Genomic DNA, 12,939 nt, shown 5'->3' with positions numbered 1-12,939 from the left:
GTCTTGTAACCGATGTCGAGCAGGACCTCGTCGCGGTCGACCTTGACGATGGTGCCCTCGACGATGTCGCCATCGTTGAAGTACTTGATGGTGGCGTCGATCGCGGCGAGGAAGTCCTCGGCCGAGCCGATGTCGTTGACCGCGACCTGCGGGGTTGCGGGCTTCGCGGGGGTGGAGATGCTCATGTAGGGATGGGCTCCGTTGCGGACATGGAAGTTGTGCGGACAGGGTTCGGGGCCGGATGATCGCGTCTCTGGACGAGTCCAGACCCCCGTGCCGTCGATGCTGGTCGAACCAGCACGTTGAACTGCGGGAAGGCGCGCGGCACCGCCGTCTACCCTATCTGGGTGACCTCGGGGCGGTCAAAGCCGCCGTGGCCGCCATCGGGCCCGCCGGTCAGGCGAGCGCCCGGGCCACCGCGAGCAGGTCCTCGGGCACGCGCTTGACCTTGCCGGCGATCTCCGAGAGCGGGACGAGCTCGACGCGCTCTCCGCGCAGCGCGGTCATCACGTTCGACTCGCCGCGGGCCACCGCGTCGATGGCCGCGACACCGAACCGCGACCCCAGGATCCGGTCCGTCGGGGTCGGGATGCCGCCGCGCTGCACGTGGCCGAGCACCGTCACCCGGGTGTCGAAGCCCGTGCGCTGCTCGATCTCGACCTTGAGCCGTTCACCGATCGCACCCGCGACGATCTCGCCAAACTTCCCGACCTGCGTCTCGTAGTGCATCGCGGTGCCCTCGGCCGGGATCGCCCCCTCGGCCACGACGACGATCGAGAAGCTCGCGTGCGCACGGTGCCGGTGCTTGAGGAAGCGCTCGATGCGCTCGATGTCGAACGGCTCCTCGGGCGTGAGCACGAGCTCCGCTCCCCCGGCGATGCCCGCGGTCGTCGCGATCCAGCCGGCGTCGCGCCCCATGACCTCGACGATCATCACGCGGTTGTGGCTCTCGGCCGTGGTGTGGATCCGGTCGATCGCCTCGGTCGCGATGGTCACCGCGGTGTCGAAGCCGATCGAGCGGTCCGTCCCCCACACGTCGTTGTCGATCGTCTTCGGGATCGCGACGATCCGGATGCCCGCCTCGGCCACCTTGCTCGCCGCGTGCAGCGTGCCGTCGCCACCGATGCAGATGAGCGCCTCGATGCGCTCCGCCTCGAGCGTCGCGAGCACAGCGTCCATGCCGCCGTCCGCCCGGTGCGGGTGGTAGCGCGCCGTGCCGAGGAGCGTGCCGCCGACGGGCAGGACGTTGCGGATGTGCTGACGCGTCATCGGCTCGGACGCACCGTCGACGACGCCCTTCCACCCGTTGCGGAAGCCGATGATCGAGTGCCCGTACTCGCCCTCACCGCGCTTCACGACCGCACGGATCGCCGCGTTGAGGCCCGGGACGTCGCCTCCACCGGTGAGCAGTCCGACTCGCACGCTGAACACTCCTTCGTCGTCTGAGGACCTGGTCGGAGCGCGTCGTCGGGCTGCCGTCCGGAGCAGCGTATCCGCGCCGCCCGTCAGCATCCCATGCCTTCCGTCCCAGGTCAGGCAGCAGACTGGGTGCATGGCTCACGACGTCCCCGTGCCCTTCGACGACCCGCTGGCCGAGGCCGGCTACCTCGACGTCCCACCCGCCGAGGGCGGCAGCGCAGGTCGGACGTGGTGGGACGCGAACGCCGAGGAGTACCTCGACGAGCACGGCGCCTTCCTCGGCCCGGCCGACTTCTGCTGGTGTCCCGAAGGTGTGCGGGAGTCCGACGCGCACCTGCTCGGCGACCTCACCGGCGCGCGGGTGCTCGAGATCGGCGCCGGGGCAGCCCAGTGCTCGCGCTGGCTCGTCGGGCAGGGCGTCGACGTGGTCGCCACGGACGTCTCCGCCGGCATGCTCCGTGCCGGCCGACGGTACGACCGCGACGTGGGCGCCCGGACCCCGGTGGTGGTCGCCGACGCGCGCGCCCTGCCGTTCGCGGACGAGTCCTTCGACGTCGCGTTCACCGCGTTCGGGGCGATCCCGTTCGTGCCCGACGCCGACCGCATCCACGCCGAGGTCGCGCGCGTGCTGCGCCCGGGCGGCCGCTGGGTCCTGTCCGTCACCCACCCGGTCCGGTGGGCGTTCCCCGACGACCCGTCCGAGCTCGGGCTGACCGTGAACCGCTCCTACTTCGACCGCCGCCCGTACGTGGAGCTCGGCGCGTCCGGTCGCGTGCAGTACGCCGAGTACCACCGGACGCTCGGCGACCACGTGGCCGAGCTGGTCGCCGCGGGCTTCGTCGTCGACCGGCTCGTCGAGCCCGAGTGGCCCGAGGGGCACGAGCGGGTCTGGGGCGGGTGGGGGCCGGTGCGCGGGGCGGTGATCCCCGGGACGGCGATCTTCGTGACCCACCGGCCCTGATCCCGGACGTGCGCCAGGGCGGGCCGGCGCCGGGACCCGGCTGCCGACCCGCCCTGCCCTGGGTTCAGCTGTGGACGACCGCCTTCTCGGCGCCCGCGCCGGTCAGCGACCGCACCTCCATCTCCGCGAACTTCTCCGGGTGCGGCTTCTCCTTGCTCAGGTAGGTCCCGAGGATCCCGAGCAGGAACGCGAGCGGGATCGTGATGAGGCCCGGGTTCTCGAGCGGGATCAGGTGGAAGTCGACGCTCGTGTCCTTGATCATCGACAGGCTCGCGCCCGTCTTCGGGTCGACCTTGCCGGACACGACCGGCGAGAACGTGATGAGCACGATGCACGAGATCAGGCCGCCGTACATCGACCACAGGGCGCCTGACGTGTTGAACCTCTTCCAGAACAGCGAGTAGAGGATCGTCGGCAGGTTCGCGCTCGCTGCGACCGCGAACGCGAGCGCCACGAGGAACGCGACGTTCTGGCCGTTCGCGAACACGCCGCCGATGATCGCGAGGATGCCGATCGCGACCACCGTGATCCGGGCGACCCGCACCTCGCCGTCGGGCTTGACCTCACCCCGCTTGATGACGTTCGCGTAGATGTCGTGCGCGAACGACGTCGCCGCGGTGATCGTCAGGCCCGCCACGACCGCGAGGATCGTCGCGAACGCGACGGCCGAGATGATGCCGAGCAGGATCGTCCCTCCGAGCTCGTAGGCGAGCAGCGGTGCGGCCGAGTTCACGCCGCCGGGGGCCGACGTGATCTTCTCCGGCCCGACGAGCGCGCCCGCGCCGTAGCCGAGCACGAGCGTGAACAGGTAGAAGATGCCGATGAGCCAGATGGCCCACACGACCGACCGGCGGGCCTCCTTGGCCGACGGCACCGTGTAGAACCGCATCAGCACGTGCGGCAGACCCGCGGTGCCGAGCACGAGGGCGAGCGCCAGCGACAGGAAGTTGAGCTGGCTCATCGACGTCGCGCCGTACTGCTTGCCCGGACCGAGCAGCGCCTCGCCACCCTCACCCGCGGCGTCGACCGCGCCCTGCAGCAGGTCCGAGAAGTTGAACCCGAACTTGGCCAGCACCCACAACGTCATGACCGCGGCGCCGAGGATCAGCAGCACGGCCTTGATGATCTGGACCCACGTGGTCCCCTTCATCCCGCCGATGAGGACGTACAGGATCATCAGCGCGCCGACGACGGCGATGACGATGCCCTGCGCCTGCGTGCCCGTGACGCCGAGCAGCAGCGCGACGAGGCCGCCGGCGCCGGCCATCTGGGCGAGCAGGTAGAAGAAGACGACCGTGAGCGTCGCGAGGGCAGCCGCCATGCGGACCGGGCGCTGCTTGAGGCGGAACGACAGCACGTCGGCCATGGTGAACCGGCCCGTGTTGCGCAGGAGCTCGGCCACCAGCAGCAGCGCGACCAGCCACGCGACGAGGAAGCCGATCGAGTACAGGAAGCCGTCGTACCCGTTGATGGCGATGGCACCGCAGATGCCGAGGAACGACGCCGCGGACAGGTAGTCGCCGGCGATCGCGGTGCCGTTCTGCGGACCGGTGAACGACCGCCCGGCCGCGTAGTAGTCGGCGGCCGTCTTGTTGTTGCGGGACGCCCGGAACACGATGACGAGCGTCACGAGCACGAAGCCCGAGAAGATCGCGATGTTGACCCACGGCTCACCGATCTGCTCGGTCTCCGCGGCCCGGACCAGGGTGGCGAGAGAGGCGCTCACAGGGCCTCACCGCTGTCGAGCTCGCCGTCCTCGATGTGCCGGCGCAGCTTCTCCGCCACCGGGTCCTGCCGGTTGTTGGCCCACCGGGCGTAGACCATCGTGATGACGAAGGTCGAGACGAACTGGCCGAGGCCGAACAGCAGGCCGACCGTGATGTTGCCCCACACCTTCGTCGACATGAAGTCGTGCGCGTAGTCGGCGAGCAGGACGTAGACGAAGTACCACACCAGGAACAGGGCGGTCATCGGGAAGACGAAGCGACGGAACCGGCTGCGCAGCGCCTGGAACTCGTCGCTTCGTTGGACCCGCTGGTAGTCGGTCTCTCGTGGACTGTCGAACGTGTCTGTCACGTGCGCCTCCCAAGTCACGGGGCTGCGTGGCGTCGTTGCCACTCGCGGAGAGTGTGGCGCAGATCACCGGGTGAAGTACACGCAATCTTTCGACATGTCACACGAAAGTTCGACATGTCGGACGGTGGATGTGACCGACCGGGCAGCGGGCGCCCAGGCGTGGTCGCCTGGCGCGCCGGCCCGAGGCGCGTCGGTGCCGGATCTAGTGCCCGGCCTCGTGCCAGCTCGCGCCCACGCCGACGGAGACGTCGAGCGGCACGTCCAACGGCCCGTCGGCCGCGGCGTCGCCCGCCGCGCCCATCTGCTCACGCACCACCTGCTCGACCTCGTCCCGCTCCCCCGCCGCGACCTCGAGCACGAGCTCGTCGTGCACCTGCAGCAGCAGCCGCGACGCCAACCCCCGGCGCGCGAGCTCCCGGTCGACGCCGAGCATCGACACCTTGATCAGGTCGGCGGCGCTGCCCTGGATGGGCGCATTGAGCGCCATCCGCTCGGCCGCCTCGCGGCGCTGGCGGTGGTCGCTCGTGAGGTCCGGCAGATACCGGCGGCGGCCCAGGATGGTCTGCGTGTACCCCGTCGCCCGGGCCACGTCGACCACGCCCGTCAGGTAGTCGCGCACGCCGCCGAACCGCTCGAAGTAGTCCTGCATCAGCGCGGACGCCTCGGACACCTCGATCGACAGCTGCTGGGACAGGCCGTACGACGACAGGCCGTACGCCAGGCCGTACGACATGGCCTTGATCTTCGAGCGCATCGCCGACGTCACCTCGTCGGTCGGCACGCCGAACACGCGCGAGCCGACGTAGCTGTGCAGGTCCTCGCCCGACCGGAACGCCGCGATGAGCCCCTCGTCGCCCGACAGGTGCGCCATGATCCGCATCTCGATCTGCGAGTAGTCGGCCGTGAGCAGCGTCTCGTACCCCTCGCCGACCACGAACGCCCGGCGGATCTGCCGGCCGGCCTCCGTGCGGATCGGGATGTTCTGCAGGTTGGGGTCTGCGGACGACAGGCGGCCCGTCGCGGCGATGGTCTGCTGGAACGTCGTGTGGATCCGGCCGTCCGGCGCGATCGACCGGAGCAGGCCCTCGACCGTCTGGCGCAGCCTGATGGCGTCGCGGTGCGCCAGCAGGTGCTCCAGGAACGGGTGCTGCGTCCGCGCGAAGAGATCCGTGAGCGACGCGGCGTCGGTCGTGTAGCCCGTCTTGATCCGCTTCGTCTTCGGCATGCCCAGCTGGTCGAACAGCACCTCCTGGAGCTGCTTCGGCGAACCGAGGTTCACCTCGCGGCCGATCACCGCGTACGCGTCGGCCGCCGCCTCCTGCACGGCCGCGTCGAACGACCGCTCGAGCCCCGCGAGGTACCCCGAGTCGATCGCGATGCCAGTGCGCTCCATGCGGCCGAGCACGTCGACGAGCGGCAGCTCGAGGTCGGTGAGCAGGTGGGTCGCCCCGCGGTCGGCGATCTCGCCCGCGAGCACGTCGGACAGGTCGCGCACCGCCGCCGCGCGCACCGCCGCCCGGCGACCCTCGTCGGTGCCGTCGAGCTCGAGGTCGAACGCGCCCTGCCCGTCGGCCGTCGCGTCGTCGGCGCCGAGCTCGCGGTGCAGGTAGCCGATCGCGAGGTCCGCGAGGTCGTACGCGCGCCGGTCGGGCTGGCACAGGTACGCCGCGAGCTCGGTGTCGAACACGACGCCGGAGATCGGCAGCCCGCGCCCGGCGAGGGCGTGCCACGCCTCCTTCGCCGCGTGCACGACCTTCGGCGCTGCCGGGTCCGCGAGCCACGCGGCCAGCGCGGCCTCGTCGGGCGGCGCGATCTCGGCGAGGTCGAAGACCGCCGCCTGCCCGCCCGCGTCGGCCAGCGCGATGCCCCACGCGTCGCCGCCCGCGGGCGCTCCCGAGCCTCGGACGTCGAGCCCGAGCGGCTGGCCGGCCCGGGCGGCGAGCCAGGCACCGAGCTCCCCCGCGCTCATCGTCGCGACGTCGAGCGCTGCGGCGGCGACCGCGGCGGGCGCCGCGCCGCCCTCGTCGGGCAGCATCGCGAACAGCCGGTCGCGCAGCGTGCGGAACTCGAGCTCGTCGAGGATCGTGTGCAGCTCCTGGCGGTCCCACGGCCGCGCCGCGAGGTCCTCAGGGCCCAGCGGGAGCTCGAGGTCGTCCACGAGGCGGTTGAGGCGGCGGTTGAGCTGCACCTGCTCGAGGTTCTCGCGCAGCGCCTCGCCGGCCTTGCCCGACACCTGGTCGGCGTGCGCGACCACGCCGTCGAGCCCGTCGTACGTGAGGATCCACTTCGCGGCCGTCTTGGGGCCGACACCGGGGATGCCGGGCAGGTTGTCGCTGGACTCCCCGACGAGCGCCGCGAGGTCCGGGTAGCGCTGCGGCGGCACGCCGTACTTCGCCTCGACGGCCGCGGGCGTCATGCGGGCCATCTCCGAGACGCCCTTGACCGGGTAGAGCACGGTCACCGCGTCGTTGACGAGCTGGAACGAGTCCCGGTCGCCCGAGCAGATGAGCACCTCCATGCCCTGCGCGCGAGCCTGCGACGAGAGCGTCGCGAGGATGTCGTCCGCCTCGAACGACGGCTTCTCGAGCACCGGGATGTGCATCGTGGCGAGCACCCGCTGGATCACCGCGACCTGCCCCTTGAACGGCTCGGGGGTCGCGTTCCGGTTGCCCTTGTACGCCTCGTACTGCTCGGTCCGGAACGTGGTCCGGCCCACGTCGAACGCCACGGCGACGTGCGTCGGCGCCTCGTCGCGCAGCAGGTTGGCGAGCATCGACACGAAGCCGAACACCGCGTTGGTGGGCTCACCGGTGGACGTCGCGAACTTGTCCACGGGGAGCGCGAAGAACGCCCGGTAAGCCATCGAGTGGCCGTCGATCAGCAGAAGTCGGGCAGGGGCGGCTGGCTGTGCGTCGCTCACGGGTGTCAACCTATCTGCCATGTCCGACACCCTTGACGCGCTCCCCGACCTGCCGTCCATCGAGGGCACGCTGCTCGCCCGGATGGGCATCGAGATCGTGGAGCTCGCGGCCGACCGAGCCGTCGGCACCATGCCGGTCGAGGGCAACACCCAGCCGTACGGCCTCCTGCACGGCGGCGCGTCGGCCGTGCTCGCCGAGACCCTCGGCTCCTACGCCGCGCAGGTGCACGCGGGCCCCGGTCGCGCGGCGGTCGGCATCGAGCTCAGCGCGACGCACCACCGCTCGACCCGGTCGGGCACCGTCACCGGAACGGCGAGCGCCCTGCACCTCGGGTCGACGCTCGTCAGCTACCAGGTGGTCGTCGAGGACGAGGACGGCCGGCAGCTCTGCACCGCGCGGCTCACCTGCATGTTGATCGACGCGCGCGCCTGAGCCGCCGCGTCGGCCGCCGACGCCTCGTCCAGCCTCCGCCCCTCGCGGACCTGCCGGCGCCGCGCGATGAGGTCCTCGAGCCCGCGTGGGCCCGTACGGCGGACGGACGGCGTGATCGACGCGGGCCCGACCTCGTGCGTCAGTCGACGCTGCAGGACCGCGGTCGTCACGACCCGGTGCGCGGCCGCGGGGGCGAACCCGAGCCGCGCGAGGAACCGCTGCATGCCGCGCGCGCCCGGCAGCGGCGACGAGTACAGCTCGGTCGCACCCGCCTGCTCGGCCAGCTGGACCGCCCGCGACAGCAGCGCGTGCCCGAGACCGCGGCGTCGCGCGTCGGGCAGCACGAACAGGGCCTCCAGGTGCAGGCTGGACTGGTCCGTGAACGGGCCGGGACCGACGATCCGGGCCAGCAGGAGCCCGGCCGCCTGGTCGTCCACGGTGCCGATCAGCACCTCGCCCCCGGGGGTCGCGAGCAGCGTCCCGAGCTGGGAGCGCAACCGCTCGGAGTCCTCCGTGCACAGCTGCGAACCGACGCCCGCCTCGGAGCGTGCGGCGAGGCAGAGGTCGACCAGGTCCTCGAGGTCGTGCGGGCAAGCACTGCGGACGTGGACTCCAGGGCGCACGGCGACGAGCCTCCAGACGGGATGAGGGGGATCCGGTCAGGCAGGCGCCGCATCTGCCCGCGGCGGCGCTGACGTCGATCATGGCGCAGCGGGTACCGGCGTGCCTAGCCCCTCGCGTCCGGATGGCCATATTTCCTGGACGTTCGCCCAGTTCCATGGTCACCCGACTGCCTCGTTCGTGGGCGGTGCTCGCTTTGACGTAATGAACAGGACACAATCCGTGCCTATCGTCCTGCCACCCGGCGGACCCGCACCGAGCCCGGCAGCGCCGCCGAGCCCAGTGACCACGCTCCAGACGAACGACGTACGGAGGATCCAGGTGCGAGATCTCGCCACCGTGGACCGTTCCCCCACCACCGCACCGACCAGGTCGCCGTGGTGGAGGACGAGGATGCGGACGGTCTTGGCCGTCCTCGTCCTCAGTGTCACCGCCCTGCTCGCCGCAGCCCCCGCGCACGCCGCCGCGGAGGCCCCCTGCGTCGCCGACGTCGCGACCGGGTGCATCAACGGCACCATCCGCAACAGCGACCGCGAACCCGCTCCCGGCGTGAGCCTCGAGATCGCGGGCGCCGGCACCACCGTCACAGTCGTCACCGACGCCGAGGGGCGCTGGTCCGCGGCGGTCACCGTGCCCGGCCCCTACACGGTCAAGGTCGATCCGGCGACGCTGCCCGAGGGCGACGTGCTGCGCGACCCCTCGGCGAACCCGCGGACCGTCAACGCCACGCTCGGCCAGGCGACCGGTGCGCTGTTCCCGCTCGTAGCCGCCGACGGCTCCGGGCCCACGCCGGCACCCGGCGCCACCGGCGCACCGGGCACCGGCAACGGCGAGGTCGGCACGCCGTCGAACTCGCAGCAGGACACCGGGTTCAGCTGGGACCGGCTCGCGCAGCAGACCGTCAGCGGGCTCATCTTCGGCATCCTGCTCGCGCTCGCGTCCGTCGGGCTGTCGCTCATCTACGGGACGACGGGCCTGAGCAACTTCGCGCACGGCGAGCAGGTGACGCTCGGCGGCATCCTGGCGTACGTCGGGTGCCAGCTCCTGGGTCTGCCCGTGGTCGTGTCCGGCGTCCTCGCCGTCATCGCGGGCGCCGCGAGCGGCTGGCTGCAGGACGCGGGGATCTGGCACCCGCTGCGGCGCCGGCGGGTCGGCACCACGCAGCAGATGATCGTGACCATCGGTCTGTCGATGGCGCTGCAGTACACGTACCAGTTCTTCTTCGGCGGCGGTTCGCTGCGCATCGTGACGACCAACCCGACGACGCTCACGTTCGGGCCCGTGCGGGTCACCGTCACGTCGCTCGTCTCGGTCGCGATCGCCGCGCTCGTGCTCGGTGCCGTCGCGTACTTCCTGCTCGGCACCCGCGTGGGCCGGGCGACGCGGGCCGTGTCCGACAACCCCGCCCTCGCGGCCGCGTCCGGCATCGGCGTCGAGCGGATCATCCGCCTGGTCTGGGTGCTCGGTGCCGCCCTCGCCGCCCTCGGCGGCGTCCTCATGGGCCTCTACCTCAACGCGACCAGCTGGAGCATGGGCGCCGCGCTCCTGCTGCTGATGTTCGCCGCGGTGACGCTCGGTGGCCTCGGGGCGGCGTTCGGTGCTCTCGTCGGCTCGATCGTCATCGGCGTCGTCGTCGAGGTCGCCAACCTGTTCATCCCGAGCGACATGCGCTACGCCGCAGCACTGCTCATCCTCATCGTCGTGCTGCTGGTGCGGCCCCAGGGCATCCTGGGCCGGGCCGAGCGGATCGGTTAAGGAGCCGTCATGGACTGGAACAACATCCTGACGAACGTCGCCGGCGAGTTCTTCGCGCCGACGACGGCCGCGTACGCGCTCGCCGCGATCGGTCTGAACATCCACTTCGGCCTCACCGGGCTCATCAACATGGGCCAGGCAGGCTTCATGCTGCTGGGCGCGTACGGGTTCGCGATCTCGACGATCGCGGGCTGGCCGCTGTGGGCGGCGGTGCTCGTCGCGATCGCGTGCGCCGCGGTCTTCGGCCTCATCCTCGGCATCCCGACGCTCAAGCTGCGCGGCGACTACCTCGCCATCGTGACCATCGCGGCGGCCGAGATCGTCCGGCTCATCGGCCGCTCGACCGCGCTCACCGAGATCACGGGCGCGTCGTCGGGCCTGCGGGGCAACGACTACAAGCACACGTTCCAGGACTCGTCACCGTTCGGGGACGGCAACTTCCAGCTCGGTCCGTTCGACTACTCGCTCAGCGCGTCGAACAGCTGGTGGGTCCGGATCGTCGGCTGGGCGGCCGTCGGGCTCGCGTGCCTGCTCGTGTGGCTGCTCATCCGGTCGCCGTGGGGCCGCGTGCTCAAGGGCATCCGCGAGGACGAGGACGCCGTGCGCTCGCTCGGCAAGAACGTCTACTCGTACAAGATGCAGGCGCTCATCCTCGGTGGCTGCATCGGTGCGGTGGCGGGCATCATCTACGTCCTGCCACGAGCCGTGCAGCCCGACTCGATGGGCCGCCCGATGACGTTCTTCGTCTGGACGATCCTGCTGCTGGGCGGTGCCGCGACCGTGTTCGGGCCCGTCCTCGGGTCGATCATCTTCTGGGCGAGCCTCATGCTCATCAAGTCCGTCATGCGTGCCGGGGTCCCCGACAGCATCATGCGGACCGAGCAGATCGAGCAGTTCGGCTGGATCGTCGTCGGCGTCACGCTGATGCTGCTGATCATCTTCCGGCCGCAAGGCATCCTCGGCGACAAGAAGGAGCTGGCGATCGATGTCCGCTGACCAGCCCACCACCGTCACCGACCGCCGGGCGGAGGTCGCCGCGTCGCTCGCCGACGTGGCTCGCACGCCCGGCGCGGCGAAGCCCGACCCGATCGTGGTCGCGGACCACGTCACGCGGCACTTCGGCGGCATGACCGCCGTCGACGTCGACCACCTCGAGGTCCAGCGCGGCGCCATCACGGCCCTCATCGGGCCCAACGGCGCCGGCAAGACGACGCTGTTCAACCTGCTCACCGGCTTCGACCGTCCGAGCACGGGCGAGTGGACGTTCGACGGGCGGTCGCTGCACGGCGTCGCCGCCGCGCGGGTCGCCCGCTCCGGGATGGTCCGCACGTTCCAGCTGACCAAGGCGCTCAGCCGCATGACGGTCATGGAGAACATGCGGCTCGGTGCCCCCGACCAGCCGGGCGAGCGGCTCGTCACAGCCCTCGTGCCGGCGCTGTGGCGGCCTCGCGAGAAGGCGATCACCGAGCAGGCCGAGGAGCTCCTCGCACGGTTCAAGCTCGACACCAAGCGCGACGACTTCGCGGGCAGCCTGTCCGGCGGTCAGCGCAAGCTGCTCGAGATGGCGCGAGCCCTCATGAGCTCGCCCCGCATGCTCATGCTCGACGAGCCGATGGCCGGCGTGAACCCCGCCCTCACGCAGTCGCTGCTCGGCCACATCGAGTCGTTGCGCGACGAGGGCACCACGGTGCTGTTCGTCGAGCACGACATGCACATGGTCCGGCACATCTCGGACTGGGTCGTCGTCATGGCGGAGGGCCGGATCGTCGCCGAAGGCCCGCCGGAGACCGTCATGCAGGACCAGGCCGTCGTCGACGCCTATCTCGGCAAGCACCACGACACCGACCTCGGCGACGACAGCCTGCTCAGCGACGAGGTCACCGAGCAGCTCGAGGCCGAGGTGCGCGCCGAGGAAGACACCCGCACGGAGGAGACCCGATGAGCACCACCGCCGTCGACACCGGCGACGCCGCCAGCGTCCACCGGGGCGCACCCGCCGGGGAACCCCTGCTCGACGCCCGCGACCTGGTCGCCGGGTACATCCCGGGGGTCGACATCCTCAACGGCTGCAACCTCGTGGTGCACCCCGGCGAGCTCGTCGGGATCATCGGGCCGAACGGCGCGGGCAAGTCCACGCTGCTCAAGGCCCTGTTCGGCCTCGTGACGATCCGCTCCGGCACGGTCACGCTCCAGGGCGAGGACATCACGCACAAACGCGCCGACGCCCTCGTGCGCCGCGGCGTGGGCTTCGTCCCGCAGACGAACAACGTGTTCCCCTCGCTGAGCATCGAGGAGAACCTGCAGATGGGCCTGTTCCAGGCACCCAAGAAGTACGACGAGCGGTTCGCGTTCATCGTCGACCTCTTCCCCACGCTCGGCGAGCGACGCAAGCAGCGCGCCGGGTCGCTGTCGGGCGGCGAGCGGCAGATGGTCGCGATGGCGCGCGCGCTCATGATGGAGCCGTCGGTGCTGCTGCTCGACGAGCCGTCGGCCGGCCTGTCGCCCGTGCGGCAGGACGAGACGTTCATCCGGACCCGCAAGATCAACAAGGCGGGCGTCTCGGTGGTCATCGTCGAGCAGAACGCGCGTCGGGCGCTGCAGATCTGCGACCGGGCGTACGTGCTCGACCAGGGCCGCAACGCCTACTCGGGTCCGGGCCGTGAGCTCATGCACGACCCGAAGGTCATCGAGCTGTACCTCGGGACGCTCGCGACGGACGTCGAGCAGGCGAACAAGCCGCCGGCGGTGTGAGCC

11 protein-coding genes and 1 pseudogene are annotated in these 12,939 nt (G+C 71.1%); 6 read left to right on the top strand and 6 right to left on the bottom strand.

Annotated features, from left to right (window positions below; translation table 11 throughout):
- A pseudogene (gene rpsA / locus J7523_RS07835) lies at positions 1–185 on the bottom strand (30S ribosomal protein S1); the annotation flags it as partial.
- A 211-nt stretch (positions 186–396) separates the two neighbouring features.
- A complete protein-coding gene (locus J7523_RS07830; RefSeq protein ID WP_291884485.1) occupies positions 397–1,422 on the bottom strand; it encodes an ATP-dependent 6-phosphofructokinase in 1,026 nt (341 codons plus the stop codon).
- A 130-nt stretch (positions 1,423–1,552) separates the two neighbouring features.
- Between J7523_RS07830 and J7523_RS07825 the strand changes: the two genes are divergently transcribed.
- Complete coding sequence (locus J7523_RS07825; RefSeq protein ID WP_291884482.1) at positions 1,553–2,380, top strand: class I SAM-dependent methyltransferase; 828 nt, start codon at positions 1,553–1,555, stop codon at positions 2,378–2,380.
- 64 nt (positions 2,381–2,444) lie between these two features.
- On the opposite strand, the gene J7523_RS07820 is transcribed toward J7523_RS07825, so the two are convergent.
- The 3 genes from J7523_RS07820 to polA all read right to left on the bottom strand — a co-directional run bounded on the left by J7523_RS07820 (position 2,445) and on the right by polA (position 7,397).
- On the bottom strand, positions 2,445–4,106 hold the full coding sequence (locus J7523_RS07820; protein WP_291884479.1) for a cation acetate symporter: 1,662 nt from the start codon (positions 4,104–4,106) through the stop codon (positions 2,445–2,447).
- Entirely contained in the window at positions 4,103–4,456 is a 354-nt protein-coding gene (locus J7523_RS07815; protein ID WP_291884477.1) for a DUF485 domain-containing protein, read from the bottom strand. Before J7523_RS07815 ends, J7523_RS07820 begins: the two co-directional genes overlap by 4 nt.
- A 202-nt stretch (positions 4,457–4,658) precedes the next feature.
- Complete coding sequence (gene polA, locus J7523_RS07810) at positions 4,659–7,397, bottom strand: DNA polymerase I (RefSeq protein ID WP_291884474.1); 2,739 nt, start codon at positions 7,395–7,397, stop codon at positions 4,659–4,661.
- Between polA and J7523_RS07805 the strand changes: the two genes are divergently transcribed.
- A complete protein-coding gene (locus J7523_RS07805) occupies positions 7,396–7,809 on the top strand; it encodes a hotdog fold thioesterase (protein ID WP_291884471.1) in 414 nt (137 codons plus the stop codon). The genes polA and J7523_RS07805 overlap by 2 nt on opposite strands.
- Here J7523_RS07805 and J7523_RS07800 read toward each other — a convergent pair.
- Complete coding sequence (locus J7523_RS07800; protein WP_291884469.1) at positions 7,725–8,432, bottom strand: GNAT family N-acetyltransferase; 708 nt, start codon at positions 8,430–8,432, stop codon at positions 7,725–7,727. The genes J7523_RS07805 and J7523_RS07800 overlap by 85 nt on opposite strands.
- Positions 8,433–8,823: 391 nt before the next feature.
- Here J7523_RS07800 and J7523_RS07795 point away from each other — a divergent pair, with 391 nt between their 5' ends.
- From J7523_RS07795 to J7523_RS07780, 4 genes are read left to right on the top strand one after another with little or no spacing between them, the layout of a single operon-like run.
- Positions 8,824–10,185 carry a branched-chain amino acid ABC transporter permease gene (locus tag J7523_RS07795; RefSeq protein ID WP_291884466.1) on the top strand — a complete coding sequence of 454 codons (1,362 nt, stop codon included), beginning with the start codon at positions 8,824–8,826 and terminating at the stop codon, positions 10,183–10,185.
- A 9-nt stretch (positions 10,186–10,194) separates the two neighbouring features.
- Positions 10,195–11,181: a branched-chain amino acid ABC transporter permease gene (locus J7523_RS07790; protein ID WP_291884464.1), complete on the top strand. Its 987-nt coding sequence runs from the start codon at positions 10,195–10,197 to the stop codon at positions 11,179–11,181.
- On the top strand, positions 11,171–12,127 hold the full coding sequence (locus tag J7523_RS07785; protein WP_291884461.1) for an ABC transporter ATP-binding protein: 957 nt from the start codon (positions 11,171–11,173) through the stop codon (positions 12,125–12,127). The genes J7523_RS07790 and J7523_RS07785 overlap by 11 nt, the downstream gene beginning before the upstream one ends.
- Positions 12,124–12,936: an ABC transporter ATP-binding protein gene (locus tag J7523_RS07780; RefSeq protein WP_291884459.1), complete on the top strand. Its 813-nt coding sequence runs from the start codon at positions 12,124–12,126 to the stop codon at positions 12,934–12,936. The genes J7523_RS07785 and J7523_RS07780 overlap by 4 nt, the downstream gene beginning before the upstream one ends.
- The last annotated feature ends 3 nt before the right edge of the window (positions 12,937–12,939 follow it).

Origin of the sequence: Cellulomonas sp., assembly GCF_017744555.1 — a bacterium.
Taxonomy (GTDB): domain Bacteria; phylum Actinomycetota; class Actinomycetes; order Actinomycetales; family Cellulomonadaceae; genus Cellulomonas.
Note: the sequence above shows the minus strand (reverse complement) of the source record. Positions and strands in the feature narration are given on the sequence as shown.